This window comes from Paenibacillus sp. FSL H8-0034, assembly GCF_038000305.1.
In the GTDB taxonomy this organism is placed as follows: domain Bacteria; phylum Bacillota; class Bacilli; order Paenibacillales; family NBRC-103111; genus Paenibacillus_S.
Genome location: NZ_JBBOBS010000001.1, coordinates 4,113,396 through 4,140,319, shown reverse-complemented (window position 1 = coordinate 4,140,319; position 26,924 = coordinate 4,113,396). Strand labels below are relative to the sequence as shown.

Here is a 26,924-nt window from a genome sequence, read left to right as displayed (position 1 = left end):
ATGGATTGTAACCTAAATAACATGGAGGAATTCGAAATTATATTTGGTAAAGCAAAAACCTCTGATCGGCATTTGCCAACCAGAGGTTTCCCTTGAACGCCTAGCATGTTTATTAATGAATTGTTAACTGCTTACTTCACATCAACATCAAACGATGCTTGTTGGCCACTCGGTGCGATGACGTTCACTTTAAAGCTCGTCACATCGTCAGCCGCGCCTGTATACTTGATAAAGCCAGTGCTTTCATCCACGCTCACAGCATCAGGGTTCGTACCGCTGATATCGGATACGTAGAAGCTAAGTTTAAGCAATTCGTTGCCGTTGTATCCAACCTCTTTTGAGCGTACAAGCATGTTGTCGTTCACTTGGCCCTCTTCATTCATTGTTCCCGGTGCGTTCTCACCGACGATTTCGTCGCCGTATTGATCAACTGCGGTCAGTTTCTCACCAAGCTTCGCGTCCCACAGATACAAGCCGGCTTGCAGATCGGCCATGGACACGGCTTTACCTGTTTTCTTCAGCGTCAAGCTGCTTACGGCTGGTGCTTCTTTCTTCGTACTTACCTTCAATGATGAAGTTTGCATATTCTTCTTGCCGTCATAGAACATAACGGTCACGGCTGCTTGACCTTCCTTGCCACCTGCAATGTAGTGGGTGCTGGCTTTATCCTGCGATTTGCTTGCAACGTCTGCTACTTGCGGATCACTCGATGTCAGGGACACGATATTGGATGAGACTTTGACTTCGTCACCTTTGTCTTTGGTCGCACGAATTTTCACTTCTTTGGTGAATGGCTTGTACGTATCGTACATAGCGCTTGCCCCTTGCGCTCCGGTTCCGACCGACATGAAATCGTCCGCGGCCAGCATCGTATTGTCTACCGATTTATCCAGATACGCTTCGTACGTCAGGTTCGTGTTTACATTCGAAGGATCGAGCACTTCCATCGTTGTGGACAAGTTGTTCACTTCAACATAAGAATTGCCGTTAATTGTCACCGTACCTGTGCTGTCCTGCTTGTACAGCGTCGCTTTGTACGTGTAGCTGGCTGCTTTCGCATCTGCTGTCGTGTAAAATTTGAACGATTTGTCGTAGATGGAGTCATTCGATGTGTCTGAGCTGTCAGCTGCCAAATGGAAGTCCCGCGTAACCGCTTGTCCGATCTTCGTAGGCTGCAGCACATACTTACGCGCGGATGTCGCGTCGTTTTCGTCCACACGCTGCGCACTAGACAAGCTGGTTGCAGCCAGGCTGGCTTCATCTCCACCACTCGCCGTCAGCGAGTAACGCACAAGGTATTGACCGTTCGCATCGTATTTTAGCTCACTGCCGTATTGGTCGTATAACTTTATTTTCATTTCATTGTCAGTGCCGGCAGTCATATATTTTGCTGGTGCTTGGGAGAACATAAGCGTATCAGCTTTGCGCTCGTCATTCACATTCACCTTCAATTGCGTTTGTACCTGCGGGTTGTCCTTTAACTGTACCGTAATGATCGAGCTGCCTTTCGTATTGACGCCGGCGATAGCGATCTTGCCCTTATAACTGCCGGAGTTCGAGATCGGCTGATCGGCAAGTGTTACGCCACCACTGGAAAATATCGTGAATTTATCGCGATTGTCATATATGTCCTGCGCCGATAACGTGTTGCCTTGGTCGTCCTTCACGATCAGTGGCAAGTATAACTTCGCATCAAGACTTTCATCGCCACTTGGCACGTCACCTTTTGCCAGTGTGTACGAGTATGTCCCGAATTGAACAGCGCTCGGTACGTTCGTCGCTGTGATGGGGACGGTTTTCGTAACGGATTCGCCTGAGCCGTTCGCGAATACGGTCACGACTACGTCCTTCACTTTGTCGCTAATCGCACGCAGCTTCAGGTCAGCCGCATCATCACCTACAGCGTTGTCGACGAAAGCTCCGGATTCTCCCTCGTCGCCTTTATCCAGATCGGAGTCGGAAAAGGTAACAGTGACGCCTTTGTTCAGCTCGTCCAACGCATCCACGCGCAGACCGTATTGATCGTAGACTTTCAGGTCAAGATAAGCATAGCTGTTCGATTCGATGGAGCTTACTACACTACCAGACGTCCCAAGAAGGTCGCCCAGCTCAACCTTGGACACGATACGCGCATCGCCAATGGTGAACACTTTGTTCGCTTGTGTGCCGCTGTCCTGGTGAATGACGGTCAGTGACAAGCGATCATCGCGGTTCAGCGTAGACGGCAGAGTCAGATAGAACGCTTGCTCACCGCCGATTGGCGCTACTGAACCAAGACTGGCGTGCAGGTCAAATTCGCTAGCTGATACCGACGATTGCTTACCGTATTGGTTTGTTGCCTTGAAGTCAATTCGCAGCTTCGCCGATGGATTATTAGGCAAGGTATCGGAAGAGGTCACCAGCTCGATCTTCGCCATTTTCTCTTTTTCTGTTGTCGCCTTCGCCGTTTGGCCAGCTTCGTCGATACTGCTCAATCCGCCGAGTGTCGCGGTCCAGGAAGCATCATCAAATTTAGTATCAAAGGTTAGCATTGCTGTAGACTTGTCCGCGCTCCAGGATGTCGTGTAGCCATCGGCTACCGGCAATCCGTTCTTCGTCAGCGCAAAAGTAACGACAGAAGTGTCAGCGACTACGCCATTAAGCCGAATGGACAGGACGTTCGCATCGCTCGCTTTCATCGAAGCAATCGCGTATTTACCGCTAAATACCGATTTAATCTGATATTTCGATTCATAGGAAGCCATCGCGAGCAGCTCACGGCTTGCTGCTGTCGTACCGCCGAACGTACCGTTGGTGCTGTTGCTCATCAATCCACGGTCCAGCGCGAGCGCCACGTAGCCTTTCGCCCAATCGGAGACGGAAGCATCCTGTATCGCCGTTATATTTTGCACATTGTCCTCAAGGCCAAGGCCGCGAAGCAGGAAGGCTGCCAGCTGTTCTTTCGTTACTTGGCCGGCCGGATCGTATTTGCCTTCAGCGACACCGTCGGTAATACCCGCCTTGACGATCGCTTCGATATAAGGCATTGCGTAGCCATTGGCCGGGTCATTGCCGCTCACATCGGAGAAGCTTGAAGTCGTCAATGTCATATCGATCGGCAAGCCGAAGATCAGCGCAGCCACCTTCGCGAACTGGGCGCGGTTCATGTTTTCTTTCAAACCAAATGTGCCTTCTTCAATACCATCAAATACGCCAGAGGCGATCAATTCATCATATTTCTCTTTCGTTACACTGTCCAGGTCCTTAAGGTCCGTAAAATCTTTGGATGATTTCACCTTTGCTGTCGTTGTCGCTGCTAATGCAGAAGAAGAGAACATCGAGAACGCTATGGCCAAAGAGAGAATCGTTGACAAAGTTTTTTTCATATGTTGTATGACCTCCTAGGTTGTTGGGTCCCCTGTGGGGCGGTTGTGCGGTCAAGTGAACTGGGTGGTCGTCTTCGAAAAGTGTTTGTGGTTGTGTAGAACCCGTTGCTGTCGTAAAAAACCGCCAGCACACGCAAAATAGCGATACACCAGTCGGTTTATCCAAAACATACAATATCATTCCTTCAGAACGAATCGTCTGTTTGCTAGGCGCTCATTCGCGCCGCCGTCTGTTGTGTCGCTTGCTACGAGACTTAGTATACTAGATTATCATCGTCCGCGTCATTGCCAACTATTTGGCAAAACTCCCAGCGATGCGATTTTTCCTGTGTATTTTGACGCAAAGCCGATGATCAGACAGCATATTGCATGGCACCGCTCCTCTTTTGCATTCCACGAATCATAATATGGACGAATCAGGAGCGATGAAGTTGCAGGGTAGGACGCTTTACCGATTATCTTATTCTTTTTTTCGTTGCTCAGAAAGAGAAAAGAAGGTACAATGGCAGTAAGTTCTGTCTTTATATTGTTTTTTATTTGGTTAAGCGCTTTTCTATAATTGGAATTCACTATTAAACAAACACAAACAAAAAGGAGAAACTGCCGTGCAGAATACCATCCAACACGAATTAAAAAAAGTCATCAATCAGCTGTTGCATTTAAAAAGACCCGACAACGAAAGCCATTTAAAGGACTTGGCTGCCGAAGGTAAAGCCTTGGGTTACTTTCCCCGCGACTTTGGTATGGACGAATGGGATTGGCCGCAGGGCATCGGTTTGTACGGCTTAAATAAGCTTACGAATCAAGAAGGTTTTGATGGATATCAGGACTTCTTCGTGAAGTGGGCGGGCGAACAGATCGAGCGTGGTCTGCCCCTCAAAAATGTTAATACAACAGCGCCTTTACTTACCCTGATGGACCTGCCCAGCGTGGAGGAGCTTTCTTTGGAGTGGATGCAATGGGTTGAAAATGAATGTCCGCGGACGAAGGAAAACGGGATTCAACATGTAACCTCCGGCAATACTTCGAAGTTCGAGTTAAACCTGCACGATCAGGAAATATGGATCGACACTCTGTTTATGGTTGTGTTGTTCACTGCCAAAATGGGCAAAAAATATAATAATACCGGTTGGATGAACGAGGCGACCTACCAATTTGCAACTCATATTAAACATATCTTTAATCCTGGAAATTCTTTGTTCTTCCATGGCTACGATTTCAATCATCAAAATAATTTCAGCGCTGCGCATTGGTGCCGGGGAAATAGTTGGTTTACATTGGCCGCCCCTGAGTTTTTGGAAATTATGCAGGATTCCATAACGGAGGAGTCCCGTGACCTTATTTTCGGTACGTATAAGGCCCAAGTAGATAAATTGGTTGAGTTGCAGCATGCGAATGGACTTTGGCACACTCTGCTAGACGATAAGGACAGCTACACAGAGGTATCAGGCTCGGCTGCGATTACGGCGGGCATCCTAAAGGGAATCCGCCTTGGCTTATTGGATTCCAGCTACCTAGCAGCATGCCGTAAAGCGATTGCCGCGGTGTTGGGGAACATCTCCGAAGACGGTACGGTATTAAACGTCTCAGGGGGAACTCCAGTCTGTGAGCATAAGGAAGACTATAAAAAGATCGTCTTCGCGCCGACTGCCTACGGACAAGCATTAGTAATCGTGCTGTTGGCCGAAGCACTGTATCATACTGAACTCTAATAGTGAATCTTAAGTTCAGTGGTTTCTTCAATAGTTTCAGGACGATTGTACTCGGAGCATTGCGCTCGTCGTGCGTCCGGTCACATAAACAGTGGCCCCAGCCGCACCTAATTCGATAGCTATTCCTCTGCCAGCGCCGCCGCGTGTGGCACCTGCCGCCATAGCTGCTTTTCCACCAATAGATCCATATCTTTCAACAACGCAAAAAAAGGAGCCCATGGGCTCCTTTTTAGAAAAATCAATGCATAGGACTCATCGCTGCGCGATTAACGACGACGCGGCGGATAAAGAACGCTATAGCCAGACCGATAATCGTCACGATCATCGCGAAAAAGAACACGTTCTGTGAGCCAAAAGTCATCGCTTTCGCCATCTCGGTCAGCTCATTCGGCGCAGGGGAGTTGTGCAAGTACTTTTCCATACCTTTTGTAAGGATGCTTATTGCTACCGCTGTGCCGATCGCTCCTGCGACCTGCTGCAGCGTGTTCATGACCGCTGTACCGTGAGGATACAGCTCCGGAGGCAGCTGGTTCAGGCCGTTTGTCTGCGCTGGCATCCAAACCATGGAGATACCAACCATTAGGCCGATGTGCAAAGCAACGATCATAGTGATCGAAGAAGCCAAGGTAATGCCGGAGAAAAACCATAACATTGCCGCGACGATAAAAAGGCCGGGAATGACGAGCCACTTTGGCCCATATTTATCAAACAAGCGCCCCATTTGCGGCGACAGGATGCCGTTGAGCGCGCTGCCTGGCAGCAGCATAAGCCCAGCAGCGAACGCGGACAGTCTCATGCCATTCTGCAGATACATCGGCAAAATAATCATGCTGGACAAAATGATCATCATACATGACAATACCATAAGTAGGCCCACGACGAACATCGGGTACTTGAAAACACGCAGGTTCATCATCGGCTCGCGCATGAATATTTGCCGCAGTGCGAACAACGCGAGCGCGACTAGCCCGATGACAATCGATGCGACCACAATCGCGCTGGTCCAGCCTTGCTCACCTTCACCTGCTTTACTGAAGCCGAACACGACGCCACCAAACCCGATCGTGGACAATACGATGGATAATAGATCAATGCGGGGCTTCGTAAGTTCTGTAACATTTTCCAAATACTTTAACCCCACCAACAGACCTATAACCAAAAACGGCAGTGAGAGCCAGAAGATGTAGTGCCATGTTAAATATTCGATCAGGATACCCGCCACAGTGGGGCCGGTCGCTGGAGCGAACATAATGACGAGACCGACGAAGCCCATCGCAGCCCCACGCTTCTCCGGCGGATAGACGATAAGGATCGTATTGAACATGAGCGGAATTAACAAGCCCATGCCAATCGCTTGCAGAACACGAGCTACCATTAACATTTCAAAATTGAACGCTATCGCGGCGATCAACGTGCCTATGATTGAACTCGCGAGTGAGGCGATGAACAATTGCCTTGTTGTAAACCATTGCAGCAGCAGCCCCGTCATCGGCATCAGAATACCTAACGTCAGCAGGAACCCCGTCGTTAACCACTGAGCGGTCGCGGCAGAAATTTGGAACACGTCCATTAAATTACTGATCGCGATGTTGAGTGCCGTCTCGCTGAACATGCCGACGAAGCCACAGATAAGCAGCGACGCCATAATGGCCCGCGTATTGTATTGCTTCATTATCGATTCCACTTTCCTCTCCAGAAAAATCTCTATTTGAAAGCGATTCTGTTCGCTCACTAACTGTTAGAATAATAGTAACAGTTACTCATGTCAATACCCGGAGCATATTTTAATTGTAAATAAAAAAAATTATCTAATTTATTTTGAAAAAAACAGCAAATGATTATGAAACCAACCACCCAATCGGATAAAATATTACCATTAAATCATTCCGCCTGGCAAATCCATCCCGCAAAAAGTCCAGTAGAGTAAAAACGAGTTATTTTTATAAAGCCGGATTCTGCCAATAATTCTTCGATTTGTTTTTCAGGAAGTAATGAAAGCCTCGCAAGTGCGCTTCTCACCATCTCATCAACTTCGGATGATTCGCGGCCGGCATCGATCCAGAAGCTTTTCCAAACATTTAATCTCGCTTGAAGTTCAGAACCGTCATGGTTTCCATACGCGCTTACGAGCACGAAAGGGGCTCCCGACTTTAGTTTAGCCTTAATGGATCCAAGCAGCTTCAACTTTTCTTGAACATCGTCAATGAAGTGAAGAACCAAAATACAGCTTGCCGCGTCGAACTTTAAATATGTCTTAGGAAGGTCATCAGTCGTCCCTTGGATGAGACTGACGCGGCTTTCTAAGCCTAGTTCAACTACTTTATGCCTAGCAATCTTAAGCATCTCTTCCGAAGGATCGACTCCAGTAAATGTCCATCCTGGGTTAGATGGTCCCCAAGCAGAAAGTTCATTGCCACCGCCCGCGCCGATCAGGAGCAAGGATGCCGTATTTTCGCCCAATTGTACTCGATAATAAGATTGAATCATCGCGAGTAACGAGTCATATGTGGGAATCGAGATTCGAGTATTTTTCTCGTATGCAGCCGCCATGTTTGAATTGAATGTAAGATCTTCAGTCATTGTTATGCCCCCCATCGTCTTAAATCAATCTTCCGCTTTTCAATGTTTTCGTTACACATTAACGATATAACAGACTAATGATATCCTTAATGCTTCAAAAAATAACGGATCTTTACTCCGTCATCATTAATTTGGCCAAATCGGCTATTTTCTTGTTCTCCAGAAACTGCTCCATCTGACGTTCGGCGTCAATAACAACCTGCTGGATCAGACATTCGCTTCCGTGACTCAGGCTGCATTCGAATAAAGAAGCGGTCCCTTCGATCGCATGGATGATATCGAGAAAAGAAATATCTTCCTGCTTCCGTCTGAGGCGGTATCCACCATTTGCGCCGGGCGCGGACTGAATCAATCCTGCCTTAACAAGCTTGGTCATCATCTTCGACAGATAGGTTTGCGAAACGCCCAGCTTCTCAGCGAGCAATTGCACGCCAACAGGCTTATCGTGCGCCGCCGTTACCATATAGAGCATCGCATGAAGCGCATAATCGGTCGCCTGAGAATATTTCATTCAGCACCTCCATTGAAGACTTTACGAACCTATAATAACTCCAATATCTCTAAAAGGCAAGCATTTATTCCGAACCTTGCTCATTGCCCCAGTATCGAAGCAGCATTGTCATGGCGTTATCCTGCCCGTTCATAATAGAAGATCAACCAGAACTTGCTGGTTGATCTATTTTGTAAAAATATCATATGAATTAATAGGTTTCAGTGTCAACTTGATTGTTCAATGGAAGAGAATCTGCATTCAGAGACTGTTTGTTTTTCAATAAACGTTTCACAAAAAAAATGAAAAATATTAAGGAAAACGCAACGGACACGGCACTGACCGCAAACAATATTGGGTAGCTTGTATACTGTGAGACCCAGCCCAGGAGGATCGCTCCCAGCCCGATGCCAAGATCATTAGCGGTCGCTATTGAGGCGTTGGCAACCCCTTTACGGTCCGAACGGGCCAGACGTATCGTCGCCGCTTGAAGAGCCGGCTGCGCGGAACCAAATCCGATGCCATATATAACCGCCGATGCTAGCACGCCAATCAAACCGGTCGAGAGGCTCAAGACAATCAAAGCACAAATCGTAATCACAAGTGCCGGTACAATGACAAACATCTCTCCATACCGATCAGAAAGTTTTCCCGAAATAGGACGGCTGAGCGCAAGTGATGCAGCGAAAGCCAGAAAGAACGCTCCGGAATTGACCTGGATCGAATCAGCAAACAACGGAACAAAGGTGGTAATGCCGCCGTAAGCGATGAACAGAAAAAAGACCGATGCAGCAACGGGCAAGACCGATTTTTCGAACAATTCGATTCTTCTTACGCCAGTTTGCGGCCGGAAAGGCATTTTGGCACCAAACGTCAGGAGCAGCGCTGCAGCAGAGAGTACGACAGCAAACATAAACAAAGCGCTATACGATAGGTTCTGTGTAACCCAGATGCCGAACAGCGGGCCGATTGCCATGGCCAGAGTCATGGATGTGCTAAACCAACCCATTCCTTCGCCTCGGCGGGTGGATGGGATCATATCCGTAATCGCCGTGATCGTGGCGGTTGTGGATACGGCCCAACTCATCCCGTGCAATATTCTGAGCCCCATCAGAACGACAATTCCCCCCACCCAGTTATACATATACATCGCCAAGGTGAAAAGTAGCAATCCCCAAACGATAAACGGACGCCTGCCGAACCGATCTAGCAGCCCGCCGACGAGTGGCCGGAAAATAACGGCGGATAACATAAACGCGCCCATAGCCAGACCAACCTGCGATTCGTTGCCTCCCATCTGTTTAATAAACAGCGGCAATGTCGGGTACAGCATATAAAATGCGTTAAATAGGAATAGATTTCCTATAGTCATTAGAATAAATGGTTTCGTCCATAAGCGTTCCACTGTTCTTTCCTCCCCAAGATCAGACATTATCGCAAACCAATTATTCGGTGAGATACCCCCTTCTCATTCATTTTTCGGTCATATTAAACATCGAGTCTATAATAGTTCTTGATACATTAATGAACTTACGTCTATAATTATAAACAGATACAGAACATCTGCAATTGTTAAATGGACGTGATTTGTATAGTAATGAACAACTGCTTGCTAATTGTTAATTATTTATGAAAGCTTGGTGACCGCCAATTGGCTAAAGTGGATCGACGAATACTCAAAACGCAGGTAGCGTTAAAAAAAGCTGTTATTGATCTGATGTTAGAAAAGAATTTTGATGACATTACGATACAGGATCTTTCCGACAGGGCGAATGTGAGCCGCGGCACCATCTATCTTCATTATTTGGATAAATTTGATCTGCTGGATAAACTCGTTGAAGAACATATAGACGTTTTAAGGGAAACGTGCAGAGAAGCATCTGAATTGAGTTTTACCGAATCGACTCTGATCTGGACCGAATATTTTGAACGTAATTATTCATTCTTTTCGATGATGTTAGCGAGTAAAGGCGCTCCTTATTTTCGTGGTCGGTTTCTTGACTTACTTATCGAAGAATTGGGCAACGAGGCCAATGTAACCAACGGAAAGAACGAGGGGTTAAATGAAGATCTTCTCGTTAGGTTTGCTGCATCTGCTTTCGTAGGTGTAGTAGAATGGTGGTTTACAAATGAAAAACCTGTCCCCCACCATGTTTTGGCAGAACAACTGGGGACATTGCTAGAGAGAAATCTGTAAGCGGTACGTAACCTTATTATGCAATACAAAGAAAATATTCTGGTATCTCATTTGTCGCAAATGATTGCCTAATTCTCTCACTTCCGCTTACGTTACATGCGCATATGCCCTATAATTGAAAATGAATAAAATACTAAGGAGGCGCCTATGTCTGAAGAAATACTACAACGGCAGAATGAAATCGCCAAACTGATTATGCGTCATTCGGAACAGGACGGAGTTTACAAGACCGCTATCCCATCTTTATTTACTATTCACCGCTCTAATGTGACCGAGCCCGTCTATAGAGTTTACAAGCCTTGCTTATGCTTCATAGCTCAGGGTTCGAAAGAGTTATTGCTCGCACAGGAGCGTTATGAGTATGGTCCTGCCGACTACCTTATTTCGTCCATGAAATTGCCCGTAATTGGCCGGGTCATCAAGGCTTCATCCGATGCACCGTACATGAGTTTCAAACTTGAATTTACAGAGAGGCAAATTTTAGAGGTTTTAAATGAATCTGAAATTCAAATCACCCCGAAAGAAAATGCTAAGCGAGCTATGTTTGTCGGGCAGATTGAGTTACCTATACTGGATGCGATACTCAGGTTAGCTCGTCTGCTGGATAATCCCCAGGACATTCCTTTCCTTGCTCCTGTCTACACAAGGGAAATTTTATACAGGCTCCTGCAAGGGCAGTACGGAGTTGCGCTGGCACAAATCGCTATGGAAGGAAGCAGCACCTATCGAATCAGCGATGCTATTGAACAGATTGTCAATGACTGCGATAAGCCTTTAAGAATTGAAGAGCTTGCAGAACTAGCCAGCATGAGTATTTCTTCGTTTCACAGACACTTCAAGGAAGTAACTGCAATGAGCCCTATTCAGTTTCAAAAACAGCTGCGATTGCAGGAAGCTCGGCGCCTGTTATTATCTGAGTCAGCGGATGCGGCTGATGTCGCTTTCCGGGTAGGCTATGAAAGTGCATCCCAATTCAGCCGCGAATACTCTCGTATGTTTGGTTCTCCTCCCAGAGCAGATATTAAGCGTCTGAAGGAAAAATATGACCAAAGACTATACGTAAGATGATGCTCCAGCAGTTGCAGGGCTTTTTCCTTCCGCTTACGCTCTCGTACCAGGCTGCCCAATTGCTTACCGCCGGAGCCTGAAGGTCATCAAGTGCACGAAGTGTTTCTTCCATAGGGGTATTTTCATCAAACATTTGCAACAATTAAAAATCAATGCTATCCGTATTTAAGCGTCGCAAGCTGTTTTCAACTTCAAACGCAAATCCGGACGCAAAAAACTGGAGCTTGTAAGCTCCAGTCGCAGTGCAGCACTATTATTTGTTCTTATAAAAGATCAGTCATTGGTGACTACCTGCTCCACAATTAGAAACTCTTTGCCGCCTCTTTCGCTTTTGCGATGGCTTTATCTTTAATGGATTCCGCTTGGTCCGGCGTAGCCGCCATGCCTTCAACAAAGATGCCTTCAAAGGAAGAAATACCTTGGAATTGCATAATTTTTTTCAGGTAGCTATGACCACTTTCAAAGCTGGCAGCAGGTCCCTCGGAGTAAACTCCGCCGCTGGCTTGAATATGAATAGCCTTTTTATCCGTAAGTAAACCGACGGGTCCGCTTTCCGTATATTTGAACGTTTTACCGGCAATGCAGATCGCGTCAATGTAGGCTTTTAGAATCGGTGGAAACGAAAAATTCCACATGGGAGAAACGTAAACATATTTATCTGCTGCCACGTATTGTTCCACAATCTCATTGAGTCTTTCGGTTTTGGATTTCTCCGGCGCCAAAAGCTGATCAAACGAAGAACCCGATCTCAGTTTCCCCCATCCGCTAAAAACATCAGCATCAATATGCGGAATATCCTGCTTGTACAAATCCAGCGTAATGACTTCATCCTGGGGATGAGCATCATGATAAGCTTCAATGAATTGTTTTCCTACTGCCATACTAAACGAGGTTTGATGATCATGAGGATGTGCCGTGATATAAAGTACAGTAGCCATTCGGCGGTAACTTCCCTTCTGTATTCATGATGTGTAATCTATTTATCAAGTTTTTCGAAATAAACAAGCAACCCTGCGCTTCAATCATTACGATGATCCCCGAAAGGATTCGCGCCGATGAAACTGCGCCATTCTTCCTGATTCACCGTTTTATCTTGGAGACCGGCCTGCACACCTTCTGCGATTTCGTCCGCAAACTCGGTAAGGTAGGAGCCGTCGAAATAATGGGGGACAACATTTTCACGCTTATACATATGTCTTCACCTCCTCGCATAACTCAAGTGCGCTAAGCTATAGCATTTACAGAAATAATTGTGACCATTCCAACAACCATAGACATAAAAATAAAGAGCCTTCTCGTATGGAGACGGCTCTTTTCAGCTTCCAGACAACATTCAACTTAACTCTTCACAGATTTGCATGCGGCCTCCACAATCCATGAAAGTGATCAATCTGTTTCTACAAGTACGTCTTTCTGAACTTTTGCGGAGGCAGTCCGTACAATTGCTTGAACAGCGTGCAGAAATACCTTTCATTATGAATGCCGACCAGCTTGCTCAGCTGCAGATTGGAATAATCCCTTTCCTTCAAGAGTGCCAACGCTTTCTCAATCTTGCGGCGATTAACATAATCGACAAAATTCTCGTTCTCCAGCTTTTTGAATAAGGTGCTGAAGTAGGAGGGAACCAGATTAACGTAATCCGCTACCTCATCCAGTGTCAATCTCTCTGCGATATTGTCCTCGATATACTGCTTAGCTTTGGAAATCTCCGAGCGAACCGGCGCATGCCTCTGGGACAGGCAGTCATTAATGTAAGCCAGCACCCGGCTCCACTGCTGCTCGAACTTCATCCCTTCTTCCAGCACATAAGGAGCAGGGTCGACAACCAGCTTCCAGACGACGATCTTTTGTCTGACATCGTCCATGAACTTCCGGAGCAGCACACTCATACGGGGCTCGGGTATATGGTACTCACGGGCATAATGGGCAATGCGGCTGAGCTTCCCTTTCAAATCATCAACCTTGGTTTCCGGGGCGAGCTTGCGGCTGATTTCCTGAAACCACATCCGGATCGTGTCCTCATCAGCAGTCTGTACAGACTGTGAGGGTAGCTTGGCATATACCTGCCCTGTGCCTAAGGAATAGTACATATCCCGAAGGAGCTCCTGTGCCTGCAAGAAAGAATTAGCCGCCGTCGCCCAGCCATTACGCCTCGAGCTGAAGCTGACATGAACCACCTGTTTCATATATCTCTGAATATTTTCAATCAGCTCACTTCCGAATTCCCTGCAACGCTTATAGACGTCGGTCGCATTATCCATCGTTGTCCATGAAATAAAACCGATAATCTGAAGATCCCGAACCTCGCTTACGAAGCCTTGGGCTTTGGCGAGCAGCGTTTCCTCCGCCACATTGAGCATCCCGTATCGAATGATCATTTGATCCGCTTGACCGTATTGTTTCTTGAAGAGAGCCTCGTCATCAAACTGGATAACAAAGCAGCAGTAATCGTTCAATATCGGATTTACTTTGAGCTCTTCACAATAACGCGGAAAATGATTCGGATGAATATCTCCCTGCAGCAGCTCGGATACAATCTGCCTGCGCATCCGGTACAGATTTTCCAGACGGGAAGTGTTGAGCTTGCGCAGCTCCGCTTCCTTTGTCTGCAACTCGTGTATCGTCTGTCCCGCACGATCCAATGCCTGAAAAATATCCGTCTCGGATAGCGGTACCTTAACGATGTAGTCCTTCACATTCATCCGGATCGCCTGCTTGGCATATTCAAAATCGGAATAAGCGGTCAAAATGATAAAAATGGTTCGTGGCAGCCGCTCCTTAAGAACATCAATCAACTCTATCCCATTTATACCGGGCATCACAATGTCCGTCAATACGATGTCAGGCTTCAACTCCATAGCCAGATCGATGGCTTCCTGACCTGAATAGGCTTTGCCGATCAGCTCATACTGCTCCTTGTGACCTTCGAAAAACTGCTCCAGACTGCGAATGATCAAATCCTCGTCATCAACAATCAGGCAGCGGTATTTGTTCATGGCAGATTCTCCTCTCCGTTCCAGGGAAAAGTGGCTTTCACGCAGGTTCCCCCGCCTAGCTCGCTTCTGATATCCAGACCATAAGCTTCTCCATAATTCAGTTGAATGCGTTGATGAATATTGATCAGTCCGATTCGTTTGCGTTTATCCGGCTTCACCTGATGGCCCGGTATAAGCAGCAGCTCGCGCTGGCGCTCGTTCATCCCGATGCCGTAGTCCTGTACCTCGACCTCGACATGTCCTTCAGCATAAGCAGCTCTTATTCTGATTTGTCCAGGCACCCTGCCCCCACTGTAGCCGTGAAACATGCTGTTCTCGACAATTGGCTGCAGCAGCATGCGAAATACAGGGAAATCGTACAGCTCCTCGGCTATGTCCTCGATCACTGTAAATTCGCAGTTGTAACGAATATTTTGAATGAAAATATAGTCCCGGACATTCAACAGCTCATCACGCAGCGTTACTTTCTCAGCCACGTCACCGATGCCGTACTCCAATATTTTAATTAACGATTTAATAATCGGATCGACATGCTGTACCTCACCCAGTCTGACAACATTACCGATGGAACCGAGCGTATTGTACAGAAAATGCGGATTGATCTGCGATTGCAGCACTTGAATTTCCAGTTCCCGCTTCAGTTCCTTGTTGCTGCGCAGATTCTCTACCAGTTCATTGATTTGCTTGATCATCTGGTCGAACGTCCGTGAAAGCTCACCGAACTCATCCTTACGGTTAATCACGAGCGGGATATCCAGAAAGCCCTGTTTGACCAGCTTCATTTTGGTCATCAGATTGCCAAGCGGCTTGCGGATAAACCGCGCCAGTATGCCTGCCGCTATCGCACTGAGCACAAGTCCGATGGCAAGCAGACCGAAATAATAGGGCTCGATATGCTTAAGGGAGCGTTTGTTTAACGAATCGTTATATAACGATAAAATTGTCCAGTTGAAGTGTGACGCCGGATATTTACGCACCGTCCAGTTCTGATTCTGACTTGACCGAAATTGCATCACATTGCCACTGCGGCTTAGCAGTTCTTTGGAGGACAGACCTCCCAGTTGAAACGTATTGTCCTCTGCGTTCATTTGCCCGGCATCACCCAGATTTCCCGCGATCATCGTACCATGCTCATCCATAATGACGATGCTGACCAAATCGTCGCGGTTAATTTGCAGCAGCGTCTTTTCCATGGCCTTTAGATCCATATCGAGTGCAGCCGCCGCCATCGGCTGGGAACCATGTAGATAACGTGTAAAGGTAACCGTCAATCCCGATTGCTTGGAGACATAGGGCTGGCTGACCATAATGCCGTACCGGTCGTTGGCCGTTTTTTGTAAAAAAACGCTTCGCTCCAAGTTCGGACTGTCAAAAGCGGCTGACAACGGACTGCCCCCAATAATGCTTGTATCATCTTTAATAACATAAACATTCGTTACCAGATTGAAATTCAACTCATACAGCTGCTGCAGCTGCGGCTTCATCATTTCCAGGCTCTGCATTCCCGGCGTGTACGATGAATCGATAGCAGATAAAATCGTCTGCAGGGATGAAAAGCTGAGCGTTACGTACTGATCCACCTTGGACAAAATCTGACTGATGAAAAAATCGTTGTTGGCTCTCATTTCATTTTGAATAAAGCTGTAGGAAAGCTGGCTGACAAAGGTTACCGTCCCGAACATGAACAGGAAACACAGGAGAAACATTTTAAACGGCATACTGCTGAAACGAAAGCTCATGATGAGGTTCCCTCCTGTTCTTGGTTCGTTCAGCCATGCTGAACATGTATGCACTCTTCTATTATATTAAATTAGCGTAGAAGCTTTCGCCAGCTTTTCTTGCATAGACGCAAAACCGCGGAGGAGCGGCAAGCTCCCCCGCGGTTGCCCGCTTTAATTAAAGCCTTCTGCACCTCTATCAGCTACACATCGAGCGCGTAAGCAAATTACGGCTTGATACCAGCGTCGCTTAACTGCTTCAACACATCTTCCTTGTATTTTTTATAGTTGAATTTGGCATCCAGCGTACTGACGTAAGTATCCCAATTCGCGAGCGGTTCTTTGCCGAGAATAAATTTAAGCAGCGTTTCGTTTACATATTTAATGCGGTCATTATATTGTGTGTCGTTGGCATCGATCAGGACGAACGGATTTATTTTATTCGGTTTAATATATTTCAGATTCGTCTGATGGAAGCTGTCCGTTTTATCATAGGTGAAATTGAAGTAAACAGCATCGTTGCCTCGGCGGGGCAGGAAGTAGTTGCTTTGCCACTGCCATTTTTGCACCATATCCTTATTGGCCATATTGTCCTTCAGGCGTACCGGTTTGCCGTCCACCATATCCCACATGATGCCTTTTTGTCCATATGAGAAGTACGGTTGAGCCTCTTTATCTGTATACCAGTACTGCAGCAGGGACATGATGCGCTTGAGCTTCTCCGGGTCCTTAGCCGCTTTTTTGGAAATGGTCCATGAATTACTCTGGAACTGGGCAAACCCGGCCCATTGATCACCATGAGGTCCCTTTGGCGGAGCAATCGTAATCCAGTCGGGAACTTCCCCAGATACGTCCTTCATCTTTTGCTGGCCAGAAAGCTCCATCGCTCTCCAGTCTCTGTACACGATACCGTACTTGCCGGTCTGCATTTTCTTTTCCAGAGCGGTACCGTCGTTCGTCGTTACCCAATCCGGATCTACCACATTGGAGGTCACCACTTTATTCATAAACGTCAAAGCTTCCTTCATTCGGGGATCAGTGTTGTCGAATGTAATTTTACCGTCGATGCTGTCAACCATATTGGGCACCACGCCGAACATCATCATGATGGCATCCCATCCGTATCCGCTATTTCCCGGATTGTTGAAATTCCCGTCCTTGAGAATACCCGATGCAAATCCGTACGTATCGTTCTTGCCATTGCCGTCCGGATCTTGTTCTGTAAAGGCTTTCATTACCGTCAGCAGCTCATCGGGTGTTGTTGGAACCTGCAGGTTCAGCTTTTTTAACCAATCGTTGCGAATCCACCATCCATTAATGCCGTTAACCAATTCGTAACCGGGCGTTCCGATCGTTTTACCTTTATAGAGCATGGAGTTCCATGAATCCTTGTCAAAACGGTTATAAAGCTCAGGATAGCCTTTGATGATATCATCCAGGTCGGCGACGATCCCTTGATCATAGTATTGAACAGCTGTCAAACGGTCTGTCATAAAAATCAAATCGGGAATGTCGCCCGACGCCACCATCGTGTTCAGCTTCGGTTTGATCTGGTCGGCCGGAGGCACGGTCATCTGCAGATCGATATTGACGGCTTTCTCCAGCATTAGGCGAAGCGGATCATCCTCACGATTGGTTGGCGGCTGGTTGTTTGGTGAAAATCCGCCTGCATTATACATCGTAATCGTCATTTTCTTATCAAAATTAGTAGCCCCGCCCTTGTCCCCAGACGGTGCAGGTGTACTGGTACCCGTGGCAGCCGGAGTGTTGCCTCCACATGCCGTCAGCATCATCGCAGAGGCGAGCATTAACGAAACGGTTGTGCCGATTTTGTTTTTCTTTTTCATTTTGACCTCTCCTTTATGTTCATCCTTATTATTCCTGTTTTTTATTAAACCGGCAAGCCGGATGATACCATATTTTAATTCCTTCGCTCTTCGTTCTCCGCTTTTGTTTTTGCTTTTGCCCTTCGCTTTTGCCCTTCGCTTTTGCCCTTCGCCCTTGCTCTTCTCCTCTAACCCTACTTAATGGGTTAGAGTATGTTTCAGGGCATGGCGCACGTGCACCGAGCGGAGTGGCCGTGGTGTTCCGGAGATAGCGGAGCGGTGCCTTTGTTCCCGGATTTCAACCGATAACGCTCTTATATAATAGAAGAAATCCGGGAACAACAGCAATCGCAGGAACACTTCGGCCACGTAGCGATCCCCCTCTCAAGAGCCATCGCCAATCAAACTCTCACCCTTTAACCGCCCCAATCATCACACCCTTGGCAAAATGATTTTGAATAAACGGATATACACACAGGATCGGCACCGTCGATACGATCACAGACGCCATTTGAATCGCCAGTGAGCTGACGGTTGCATCGTTGACCTGCTCCATATTTTGATTTTGCGAGCTGAGGAGAATATTCCGCAGAATCACCTGTAAAGGCATCAGACTCGCTTTATTTAAATAGATTACGGCGTCAAAGTAGCTGTTCCAATGGCCGACCGCATAAAACAGTCCTATCGTCGCAATCGATGGCAGCGACAACGGCAGGATGATCGTGAACAACACTCTCAGTTCCCCGGCCCCATCCACCTTGGCCGATTCCTCGAGTTCAACGGGAAGCTGCTCGAAAAACCCTTTGACGACAACCAGGTTGAACACGCTGATCAGACCAGGAACAATTAACGCCCATACCGTATTCGTCAGCTCCAGAGAACGGACGACGATGTAAGTAGGAATCAAGCCTCCGCTGAACAGCATCGTGAAAATAACGAACAGCAGCAAGCCGCTTCGGCCAGGCAGCGCTTTTTTTGAAAGCACATAAGCGCCGAGCAGTGTAAACAACAGGTTCAGCGCCGTACCGACTATGGTACGAAACAGCGTAATCTGATAGGCGGGCAAAATGCCCGAGCCGCTGCCAAAAACCGTTTTATACGCGTTAAACGTCACGCTCTCGGGAATAAGTACGAGTCCCCGGCGGATGACCTCGGACTCAGGTGTAATCGAGATCACTACCACATATAGAAAGGGAAACAGCGTCAGAAGCGCAATCACGGTCAAAATCGAGTAAATGGCAGTGTGGCCCACTTTTTCAGATAAAGTCAATTTAGTCATTGGCGAGCCTCCTAAAGCGTTCTCCGTAAGCATAATCTCCAAGCGTTCTTTAGAACGCTTTCTTCGTAAGTTATTTCTTCAAGCGTTCCAAAGAACGCTGGCTTCATAAACCTATTTTTCACCATATTTGTCCGTCAAATTTTTTGGCCAGCTTATTGGCTCCAACGACCAGAATGAAAGCAATCACCGATTTAAATACCCCAACCGCTGTCGCCAGACTAATCTGCATTTGTTCGATGCCCTGTCTGTACACCCATGTGTCAATAATGTCAGATTTGTCAGCATTAAACGTGTTCGACATCATAAAAATTTGATCAAAGCCCGCATCGAGAATGCTGCTCAGCCGGATAATTAACAAAATAATGATCACGTTGCGGATACCCGGCAGCGTCACATGCCACAGCTGTCTCCACTTTGAAGCTCCATCGATACGAGCCGCTTCATACAGACTAGGATCAATACCGGCTAATGCCGCCAAATACAAAATCGCGCCCCAGCCGACTTCCTTCCAAATATCGGAGCCAATGATCAGCGAGCGAATCCATGAAGATTCGGTAAGAAAGGAGATCGGCTGCAATCCGTACTGCTTCATGATCAGATTCACAAAGCCGTCCCCCGGAGACAATAGCGCCACCATCAGTCCATACGCGATAACCCATGAAATAAAATGTGGCAGGTACGTCACGGTTTGAACCGACTTCTTGAACCATCCTACCGTCACCTCATTAATCAGCAGCGCCAATACAATCGGTGCAACAAATCCAAACAGCAATTTGTAAATCGAAATTGCGATTGTATTGTTCATAATATCCCAAAAGTAAACGCCATTAATAAAATTTCGAAAGTTGTTCAGGCCTACCCAGGGGCTGTCCCAAAAGCCAAGCCCGATATTGTAGTTTTTGAAGGCGATTATAATGCCAAACATCGGAACATACTTGAAGATGACAAAATAGATCAGCTCCGGCAGCAGCAGCAAATATAAAATTTTGAATCGCATGATACGTTTCCAGCTGCTGTGCCATTTAGTCTGGACACGGGTCTTGTTGCTTGCGGATGCCGCAGCAGTTGAGTTCATCGTTATCACCTATGCATCTATATTTTCTTGATGTTCTTATCATAAACGGTAATGGCTTCGGCAACCTCCAATATTTTGACCAATTACTCCAATATTTCTAGAATTGCGGTGAATAATTCCCACTTCGAAATGGAATAATTTTTCAATTTATTGAGCTGCCTGGATGACCGCATAGTCCGTAACAAATTTGCGCAGCTCCTGCTCATCAATCGTAACGCCGAGGCCAGGGTCCGTCGGAACCTGGATGGTTCCTTTGTTCATTGTGAAGGATGTCGTGGAATACTGCTCGGAAGCTTTGAGTGCGTTCGGCTGATATTCGAAAATAAGAAAATTCGAGATCGCCGCCGAAATATGGACCGTTGCGGCAACACCAACAGCCTGATGCACGCTCAAATGCGGTGCGAAGGCCAGATGGTGCGCCTCCGCCAAATGCGCGATACGCATCATTTCCGTGATCCCGTTGCGGCCAAGATCCGGCTGTGCAACCTCAAGCGCCCCTGCGGTTATCCAATCGCGGAACGTATAGATCGTGCGCAGCGGCTCGCCGACAGCGACAGCCGTATCGATTGCATCAGCCAGCTTGCGGTGACCCTGTATATCCTCAAAGGTGAGCGGCGTCTCAAAAAACAGCAGGTCCAGATCACCAAGTGCCCGCCCCAGAGAAAATGCCTCCGAATGGGTATATTTGCCGTGACCATCCAGCATCAGATCGAGCTTGTCAGCAGTGTATCGCTTACGGATCGCGCTCAGCATATCCAGATCAGCTGTTTTTCCTTTACCGAACGTATGAATCTTGATCGCATCATAGCCCTGCTCGACGATTCGGTCCACACTCTCCAGACGTTCCTCCAGCGTCCTGCCCGGTACACTGGAGCAGTAGCAGCGCAGCTGGTCACGGTATTGTCCGCCCAGCAGCATATAAACAGGCAGATTAAACGCCTTGCCCTTAATATCCCAGAAGGCAACATCAAGCCCGGCCATCGCGTCAACCAGATAGCCACCGGTGTAGCCGCGCTCACGGAGCGTATCGAGCATTTTATCCCACAGAAATTGCGTTTCCATCGGGTTTTCACCGATTACAAGCGGTGCCAGATGACCTTTAATAACAGCCGCTGCAACCTCAGGGTTGGTTGGAGCCAGCAGCTCGCCCCAGCCTTCAATGCCTTCGTCGGTACATACCTTGACAAAGATCGTCTCCAGTTTATCCGAGTAAATGCAGGAGCGTCTTCCTTCATTAATGAAATAATCATCCGTGATATAGCGCTTCGTATTCGGCGATGCGGTAGGGATCGACGGGATTTTGACGACAAAGACTTCAACCTTCGTAATTTTCATTAGCTGCCTCCATAAGTGTCCGAATTCGGTAATAGCTTGTACGTTCCTGATTTCCAGCCTGCGCGCAAGTCCTCCCTGAGAACAGCTGATACAGATTGGGCTGTCATGCCGCCATCGATCAGCAAATCCTGCCCTGTAATAAAGGCCGCTTCACTTGAGGCCAGGAATAATACCGCGTTGGCTACGTCCCGCGTCGTGCTGAACCTGCCCAGCGGGTAGCAGTCGAGTGATATTTCCGAGGTTGAGGCAAGTGGCTTCTCCACGCCCTCCTTGAATGTGATGCTCGGAGATACACTGTTAACGCGGATTCCCACCGGAGCCAGCTCAACGGCAAGCTGCTTGGTGATGGCCAGAACCGCACCTTTGGACGCACTGTAAGCTGCCAACCCCGGAACCATCGTATAGGCGTTGACGGATGACAGGTTCACAATACTCGCCGGGCTCGACTGCTTCAACAGCGGCATTGCATGCTTGCACATCAGGAACAGCGACGTCAGATTAATATCCATCACACGCTGCCATTCGTCCAGCTCCATCTGATCGACTGGCGTTCTTTTCCCCGTCCAGCCTACGTTATTGACGAGGATATCGAGCCTGCTTATTGACTTCAGCCAGCTGGCGATTTGGACCTCATTGCATACATCAAGCTCCGTAAAGCTCGAGCTGCCGCCATTTCGCCCAATTTCCCGAACAGTTTCCAAGCCGTTCGTTTTATCGAGATCCACGATCAGTACCTCGGCCCCCTCTTCGGCGAACCGCATGGCAACCCCTTTTCCAATTCCTTTGGCCCCACCAGTAATTACCGCTGTTTTCCCTTGTAATCGCATATAATCGCCTCATTGGTATGCGGGAGCTGTCTCCCTTAATCATGCTCCTGTCTGGAATGGCTCCAGTATACCGTAAACAAAATCGCAAAAAGTCCAATATTTATTGAAGTTGTTTCAATATTTATTGTCAGGTGGACTGGAAGGCATCCGAGCAAAAAGACTACTCTCGCGTAATATCTTTACGGATAATAGCCCTTGATTATGAGCGTTGGATTGTTTTGGCTTATCAATGCGGGACGAACATGACCGAGTCCGCTGTCGTATAGTCGCTGGCGGCTCAACGAGATCACCACCGCTGACCGACACATTGCTTGCCAGCTGTATCGGGTCCCAATTCATATCAAACCGGGAATCCGTACGATAATTCCATTTGCTCGTGTCCAGACTGGTACCGTTGAAATCATCGCTAAATGTAAGTGTATAACCAGACGATGCATAGGACGACGGATTTGGTGCTGCGGCATAGGCTGCATGTCCAGAGGACGCCAGCACAGGAAATGCGCAAATGGCGGCTGTAATTGCGACGGACATAACCATTGACATCGTGCTTACGACAATTGCTTTCATGAATCATTCGCCTCTATAGTGGGATGGTTGGCAAAACATCAGCACTCAAAACACGAAAGCGCATTCAACACTTTAACAGCGAATAAAAAGGAACTGCGCAGATTCGCAGTTCCTATGTCGTATACATCGTTAGGAGTGAAGCAGCTCCAGTCCAACTCAAATACCTGTTTAATAATTAGCTGTAATATATCCCATCTTCATGGAAATTTTGTCCGTGGCCTCGATCAGAATGGCCGACAGCTCAGCCTCACGTTTGGTGAGATTGATTTCGGATAACGGCCCGGATAAGCTGATTCCGCCTATTACCTTACCGCTGCGGCCTCTGACCGGTGCGGCGATGCACGCTCTGCCCAGCGCCAGCTCTTCATTCTCTATCGCAAATCCTTTCTTTCGGGTAGATTCCAACTGCGACTCCAGCGCTGAAAATTCCGTGATCGTTTTAGCGGTATAGGCAGTCATCCCTTCCTCCTTCAGTAGTGATTCCGCCTCTTCCCTATCCAGAAAAGCGAGCAGAACCTTGCCAATGCCTGTACAATGCAGCGGGTTTTTCCGTCCGATCAGCGTGTACATGCGAGGTGACTTGTGGCTGTCCACATGAGCCAGATAAAACATATGAGGCCCGTTCAATATCGCCAGGTTAGCCCCCAGCCCAAGCCGTGTCTCCAAGTCATGAAGCTCGGGCAGCGCCTGCTTGCGGATTTCATAATGATTCAAAGCGATCCCGCCAAGCGAAATAATTGATGTTCCCAAGCGGTAAAAGCCTGTAAGCTCATCCTTCTCCGTATACCCGAGCGATACCATCGTTGTCAGCAGTCTGGAAACGTTACTTTGCGTCAGATTCAGCTTTTTGGCAAAATCGATTACGCGCAGCTCTGGCTGTTCATCGGAAAAACACGATAAAATCGCCAAAGCCCTTGTAACGCTTTGTGTTAACGCTGCTGCGGTTTGCTCCTGCTTCAATACAACCACCCTTTCATTTGAATTCATTGTATAATCTTTGATTCACAACATCAATAAATTGACTATTGAAATATATAATTTCGTATTATACAATCTATTTGCATATTATGATATTAAAATTCAAATTAAGTAGGTGTTTCATGAAAATCACGAGTGTAGACGTATTCCCTTTAAAAATCAGGAATGGTCCGGTGTATTTGGGAACCTCCATTGGACAATCCGATGAAAGCGATTACTACATCCGTCCTGAATACCGCTCCATTTACTCACGCAATCTGGAAACGCTGCTGGTCAAGATTACAACAGATAGCGGCATATATGGCTGGGGAGAAGCACTAGCCCCCGTTGGGCCGGAGATTGCCGGAGAAATTATCGAACGGCTGTTTAAGCATTTCCTGATCGGGCAGGACCCGCGGGACATCGATGTGATCTGGAGCAGGCTCTACGATTCCATGCGGGAGAGGGGCTACTTCACCGGGTTCATGGTCGACGCCTTGACCGCCGTCGATGTGGCGCTGTGGGATATTCTCGGCAAATCCGTACAGCTGCCCGTGTATCAGCTGCTGGGCGGCGCTTACCGCCGGGAAATACCAGCATATGTGTCCGGCATTCCGAAGCAAACGCGGGAAGAACGTATTGAACTGGCACTCGAATGGAAGGCGAAGGGGTTTACGGCAATCAAGCTGCATCTTGGGTTCGGGGTACATGAGGATGCCGAAATTGCCGCTTACATGCGTGAAGCGCTCGGACCCCGATTTCGTCTGATGGTTGATGCACACTGGCAATATTCTGTTCCCGAAGCGATCCGGTTAGGCCGGACGCTGGAGCGATTAAACATTGAATTTTTGGAGGCGCCGACCGCTCCAGAGGATATCGAAGGAACGGCCGAAATTACAAGAGCTTTGGACATAGCTATTGCCATCGGGGAGGCCAAACGCACACGTTATCAATTCAAGGATCGCTTACTTAAGCGGGCAGCTGACATCTATCAGCCCGACATCGGGCGCACAGGCATTAGTGAAGCGCGAAAAATCGCCAACTTGGCCGAAGCGTTCAATATTCCTATTGCTCCCCATCTGAGTGTCGGCCAGGGCATCTGTATTGCTGCGACTTTGCATCTCAGTGCCGCGATCTCCAATCTGCTCATTGTGGAGTATCAACCTACGGTGATGACAGCAGCCAACTCGCTGCTTGTCCGACCGCTCGTATGTGAGCAGGGACGCTACCTGCTGCCGGAAGGCCCAGGGCTTGGCGTGGATATTGACGAGGAACAGCTGAGAAAGCATATGAGCGCATGACGGAATGTTTAATTCATCTTACTTATGAAGCCATACAAAATGAAACCTATGGAGGTTATGACTATGAGTCAACAAGTGAAATTAGAAGGCATTTATCCAATTCTGGCAACACCCTTTACTGAACAAGGGGAGGTGGACGAGAACAGTCTGCGTGAGCTTGTACGCTTTCAGCTTCATGCCAAAGTCGACGGTATTGCACTGTTCGGCATGGCCAGCGAAATGTATACGCTGCTCGATGAAGAAAAGGCGAGAATCGCTGAAATTGTCGTCGATGAAGTCAAAGGCCAAGTTCCGCTCGTCTTCGGCAGCGGTCATACGGGTCTGGAGGTTGCCGTTCAACTAAGCAAACGTGCGGAGAAACAGGGGGCTGATGCGCTCATGGTACTCCCCCCTTACATGGCCAAGCCGGACGGCAAGCGGCTGTACGATTATTTTGCCGCCATTGCCAAAGCCGTGACGATCCCGATCATGATCCAGGACGCACCGCTCGCAAGTGGTGTGAATATGCCTGCTGCCCTGCTCGCCCGTTTGTCCAAGGAATTCGAGAACATCGCTTACGTAAAGGTTGAGGCTCCGCCGACAACTTTGAAGGTTACCGAGGTGCTGGAGCAGTCCGAAGGCCGGCTGACGGTATTCGGCGGAATGAATGGACTTTATTTTTATGAGGAGCTGGGTCGTGGCGCTGTAGGTACGATGCCTGCTTGCGAATTTCCGGAAGTATGCGTGCGGATTTATCAGGCTTTCAGATCCGGTGATCTGGACACCGCACGCCAAACCTTTTATCAGTATTTGCCGTTCATGCGAATCGGTACGCTCCCTGGTTTTGCGATGGCCATCCATAAGGAAATACTCCGGACAGGTGGCGTGATCGAGTCTGCCTATGTCCGCAATCCGAATGCGCCTATCGACGAACGTATTCGGCAGGAAACCTTGGATACACTGAAGGATCTTGACCTGCTGGCGCTGCGCTGGCATGAGGTGAAGGCGGCGCGCTAAAGCGCATGTACGACTTATCACCTTTCATAAGCCATAAGGCGTATTGCTGAGGAAGCTTTATTCCGTAACATCAGCTTGTCGCATGTACCGCTTCCGCTAAACCAGATCCTCGGGTCAGGTTTAGCGGCATATTGAAATGCGCTCCACATTGGTTTAAGTTTTGGCACACTTATTTTGCTGGTATATAAATATCAATTTCACCATCTTGACTTTCTAATGTATGAATATCATTCCAATATTCAATATCAATGGGTCTAACACCATACGTTTTGTTAATAAAATCATAAGTAGTACCAATCTGTGATTCTGCACCTTTATGTATAATTTTGATATACTGCCCAGGAGACACAGTATGAGTTATCATACCGGTAGGAATCTCGCCATAAGAGGTCACTTCGAAGGCGACCACATGTTGAAATGGCACATGGGGAGTCCAATGACCGTCATGAGGATAAATTTGAATTAAATAAACTCCTGGACCTTTTCTGTTTTTTATTTCAATCATTCGATTCGTCAAGTCCTCGCGTAAGGTCCTAACAATCTTCATTTCCAAAACATTGTTTAGGCTTTCAGTTATTGAAAAACCAACCAACTTGATCTCTTCTTTTTCCACAGTATCGACATGATAAGTGCTC

At 47.6% G+C, this 26,924-nt stretch carries 22 protein-coding genes and 2 pseudogenes; 5 read left to right on the top strand and 19 right to left on the bottom strand.

What is annotated here, in order from left to right:
• Positions 1 to 131: 131 nt before the first annotated feature.
• Entirely contained in the window at positions 132 to 3,365 is a 3,234-nt protein-coding gene (locus NST47_RS18780; protein WP_341156466.1) for an S-layer homology domain-containing protein, read from the bottom strand.
• Between the two features lie 605 nt (positions 3,366 to 3,970).
• Between NST47_RS18780 and NST47_RS18775 the strand changes: the two genes are divergently transcribed.
• Positions 3,971 to 5,077, top strand: a complete 1,107-nt coding sequence (locus NST47_RS18775) for a glycoside hydrolase family 88/105 protein (protein WP_341156465.1) — start codon at positions 3,971 to 3,973, stop codon at positions 5,075 to 5,077.
• An 11-nt stretch (positions 5,078 to 5,088) separates the two neighbouring features.
• Here the strand turns inward: NST47_RS18775 and NST47_RS18770 are convergent.
• From NST47_RS18770 to NST47_RS18750, 5 genes and pseudogenes are all read right to left on the bottom strand, one after another.
• Positions 5,089 to 5,296 (bottom strand): annotated as a pseudogene (locus NST47_RS18770) (hypothetical protein); the annotation flags it as partial.
• Positions 5,297 to 5,315: 19 nt separating this feature from the next.
• Positions 5,316 to 6,779 (bottom strand): DHA2 family efflux MFS transporter permease subunit, encoded by a 1,464-nt coding sequence (locus NST47_RS18765; RefSeq protein WP_445667470.1) that lies wholly within the window; start codon positions 6,777 to 6,779, stop codon positions 5,316 to 5,318.
• A 179-nt stretch (positions 6,780 to 6,958) separates the two neighbouring features.
• Positions 6,959 to 7,657 (bottom strand): class I SAM-dependent methyltransferase, encoded by a 699-nt coding sequence (locus NST47_RS18760; protein ID WP_341156464.1) that lies wholly within the window; start codon positions 7,655 to 7,657, stop codon positions 6,959 to 6,961.
• A 112-nt stretch (positions 7,658 to 7,769) separates the two neighbouring features.
• Positions 7,770 to 8,168, bottom strand: coding sequence for an RrF2 family transcriptional regulator (locus NST47_RS18755; RefSeq protein ID WP_076236226.1), 399 nt, complete (start codon positions 8,166 to 8,168; stop codon positions 7,770 to 7,772).
• 190 nt (positions 8,169 to 8,358) lie between these two features.
• A complete protein-coding gene (locus NST47_RS18750; protein WP_341156463.1) occupies positions 8,359 to 9,552 on the bottom strand; it encodes an MFS transporter in 1,194 nt (397 codons plus the stop codon).
• Between the two features lie 246 nt (positions 9,553 to 9,798).
• Between NST47_RS18750 and NST47_RS18745 the strand changes: the two genes are divergently transcribed.
• On the top strand, positions 9,799 to 10,344 hold the full coding sequence (locus NST47_RS18745; RefSeq protein WP_341156462.1) for a TetR/AcrR family transcriptional regulator: 546 nt from the start codon (positions 9,799 to 9,801) through the stop codon (positions 10,342 to 10,344).
• A gap of 147 nt (positions 10,345 to 10,491) precedes the next feature.
• Complete coding sequence (locus NST47_RS18740) at positions 10,492 to 11,412, top strand: AraC family transcriptional regulator (protein WP_341156461.1); 921 nt, start codon at positions 10,492 to 10,494, stop codon at positions 11,410 to 11,412.
• A gap of 46 nt (positions 11,413 to 11,458) precedes the next feature.
• Here NST47_RS18740 and NST47_RS18735 read toward each other — a convergent pair.
• The 12 genes and pseudogenes from NST47_RS18735 to NST47_RS18680 form a co-directional block, all read right to left on the bottom strand.
• Positions 11,459 to 11,605: pseudogene (locus NST47_RS18735) on the bottom strand (aldo/keto reductase); the annotation flags it as partial.
• 109 nt (positions 11,606 to 11,714) lie between these two features.
• On the bottom strand, positions 11,715 to 12,350 hold the full coding sequence (locus NST47_RS18730; protein ID WP_341156460.1) for an FMN-dependent NADH-azoreductase: 636 nt from the start codon (positions 12,348 to 12,350) through the stop codon (positions 11,715 to 11,717).
• 80 nt (positions 12,351 to 12,430) lie between these two features.
• Entirely contained in the window at positions 12,431 to 12,604 is a 174-nt protein-coding gene (locus NST47_RS18725) for a hypothetical protein (protein WP_341156459.1), read from the bottom strand.
• A 205-nt stretch (positions 12,605 to 12,809) separates the two neighbouring features.
• Entirely contained in the window at positions 12,810 to 14,408 is a 1,599-nt protein-coding gene (locus NST47_RS18720) for a response regulator (protein WP_341156458.1), read from the bottom strand.
• Entirely contained in the window at positions 14,405 to 16,147 is a 1,743-nt protein-coding gene (locus NST47_RS18715) for a cache domain-containing sensor histidine kinase (protein ID WP_341156457.1), read from the bottom strand. Before NST47_RS18715 ends, NST47_RS18720 begins: the two co-directional genes overlap by 4 nt.
• 206 nt (positions 16,148 to 16,353) lie before the next feature.
• Entirely contained in the window at positions 16,354 to 17,973 is a 1,620-nt protein-coding gene (locus NST47_RS18710) for an extracellular solute-binding protein (RefSeq protein ID WP_341156456.1), read from the bottom strand.
• Positions 17,974 to 18,361: 388 nt separating this feature from the next.
• Positions 18,362 to 19,231: a carbohydrate ABC transporter permease gene (locus tag NST47_RS18705; protein WP_341156455.1), complete on the bottom strand. Its 870-nt coding sequence runs from the start codon at positions 19,229 to 19,231 to the stop codon at positions 18,362 to 18,364.
• A gap of 118 nt (positions 19,232 to 19,349) precedes the next feature.
• Positions 19,350 to 20,306: an ABC transporter permease gene (locus tag NST47_RS18700; protein ID WP_341156454.1), complete on the bottom strand. Its 957-nt coding sequence runs from the start codon at positions 20,304 to 20,306 to the stop codon at positions 19,350 to 19,352.
• Between the two features lie 147 nt (positions 20,307 to 20,453).
• Positions 20,454 to 21,641 (bottom strand): mandelate racemase/muconate lactonizing enzyme family protein, encoded by a 1,188-nt coding sequence (locus NST47_RS18695; RefSeq protein WP_341156453.1) that lies wholly within the window; start codon positions 21,639 to 21,641, stop codon positions 20,454 to 20,456.
• The gene (locus tag NST47_RS18690; RefSeq protein ID WP_341156452.1) at positions 21,641 to 22,468 is read right to left on the bottom strand and encodes an SDR family NAD(P)-dependent oxidoreductase; all 828 of its coding nucleotides are present in this window, start codon (positions 22,466 to 22,468) and stop codon (positions 21,641 to 21,643) included. The genes NST47_RS18695 and NST47_RS18690 overlap by 1 nt, the downstream gene beginning before the upstream one ends.
• Before the next feature lie 114 nt (positions 22,469 to 22,582).
• Positions 22,583 to 23,035, bottom strand: coding sequence for a hypothetical protein (locus NST47_RS18685; RefSeq protein WP_341156451.1), 453 nt, complete (start codon positions 23,033 to 23,035; stop codon positions 22,583 to 22,585).
• A 168-nt stretch (positions 23,036 to 23,203) separates the two neighbouring features.
• Positions 23,204 to 24,022, bottom strand: a complete 819-nt coding sequence (locus NST47_RS18680) for an IclR family transcriptional regulator (RefSeq protein ID WP_341156450.1) — start codon at positions 24,020 to 24,022, stop codon at positions 23,204 to 23,206.
• 113 nt (positions 24,023 to 24,135) lie between these two features.
• Between NST47_RS18680 and NST47_RS18675 the strand changes: the two genes are divergently transcribed.
• A complete protein-coding gene (locus NST47_RS18675) occupies positions 24,136 to 25,293 on the top strand; it encodes a mandelate racemase/muconate lactonizing enzyme family protein (protein ID WP_341156449.1) in 1,158 nt (385 codons plus the stop codon).
• A 63-nt stretch (positions 25,294 to 25,356) separates the two neighbouring features.
• On the top strand, positions 25,357 to 26,289 hold the full coding sequence (locus NST47_RS18670; RefSeq protein ID WP_341156448.1) for a dihydrodipicolinate synthase family protein: 933 nt from the start codon (positions 25,357 to 25,359) through the stop codon (positions 26,287 to 26,289).
• Between the two features lie 169 nt (positions 26,290 to 26,458).
• Here the strand turns inward: NST47_RS18670 and NST47_RS18665 are convergent, their stop codons facing one another.
• Positions 26,459 to 26,902, bottom strand: coding sequence for a GyrI-like domain-containing protein (locus NST47_RS18665; protein WP_341156447.1), 444 nt, complete (start codon positions 26,900 to 26,902; stop codon positions 26,459 to 26,461).
• Positions 26,903 to 26,924: the final 22 nt, after the last annotated feature.

Coding starts and splice junctions, on each gene's coding strand:
- NST47_RS18780 (WP_341156466.1), bottom strand. CDS start 3,365: ATGAAAAAAACTTTGTCAACGATTCTCTCTTTGGCCATAGCGTTCTCG.
- NST47_RS18760 (WP_341156464.1), bottom strand. CDS start 7,657: ATGACTGAAGATCTTACATTCAATTCAAACATGGCGGCTGCATACGAG.
- NST47_RS18755 (WP_076236226.1), bottom strand. CDS start 8,168: ATGAAATATTCTCAGGCGACCGATTATGCGCTTCATGCGATGCTCTAT.
- NST47_RS18740 (WP_341156461.1), top strand. CDS start 10,492: ATGTCTGAAGAAATACTACAACGGCAGAATGAAATCGCCAAACTGATT.
- NST47_RS18730 (WP_341156460.1), bottom strand. CDS start 12,350: ATGGCTACTGTACTTTATATCACGGCACATCCTCATGATCATCAAACC.
- NST47_RS18725 (WP_341156459.1), bottom strand. CDS start 12,604: ATGTATAAGCGTGAAAATGTTGTCCCCCATTATTTCGACGGCTCCTAC.
- NST47_RS18720 (WP_341156458.1), bottom strand. CDS start 14,408: ATGAACAAATACCGCTGCCTGATTGTTGATGACGAGGATTTGATCATT.
- NST47_RS18715 (WP_341156457.1), bottom strand. CDS start 16,147: ATGAGCTTTCGTTTCAGCAGTATGCCGTTTAAAATGTTTCTCCTGTGT.
- NST47_RS18710 (WP_341156456.1), bottom strand. CDS start 17,973: ATGAAAAAGAAAAACAAAATCGGCACAACCGTTTCGTTAATGCTCGCC.
- NST47_RS18705 (WP_341156455.1), bottom strand. CDS start 19,231: ATGACTAAATTGACTTTATCTGAAAAAGTGGGCCACACTGCCATTTAC.
- NST47_RS18700 (WP_341156454.1), bottom strand. CDS start 20,306: ATGAACTCAACTGCTGCGGCATCCGCAAGCAACAAGACCCGTGTCCAG.
- NST47_RS18695 (WP_341156453.1), bottom strand. CDS start 21,641: ATGAAAATTACGAAGGTTGAAGTCTTTGTCGTCAAAATCCCGTCGATC.
- NST47_RS18690 (WP_341156452.1), bottom strand. CDS start 22,468: ATGCGATTACAAGGGAAAACAGCGGTAATTACTGGTGGGGCCAAAGGA.
- NST47_RS18685 (WP_341156451.1), bottom strand. CDS start 23,035: ATGAAAGCAATTGTCGTAAGCACGATGTCAATGGTTATGTCCGTCGCA.
- NST47_RS18680 (WP_341156450.1), bottom strand. CDS start 24,022: ATGAATTCAAATGAAAGGGTGGTTGTATTGAAGCAGGAGCAAACCGCA.
- NST47_RS18675 (WP_341156449.1), top strand. CDS start 24,136: ATGAAAATCACGAGTGTAGACGTATTCCCTTTAAAAATCAGGAATGGT.
- NST47_RS18670 (WP_341156448.1), top strand. CDS start 25,357: ATGAGTCAACAAGTGAAATTAGAAGGCATTTATCCAATTCTGGCAACA.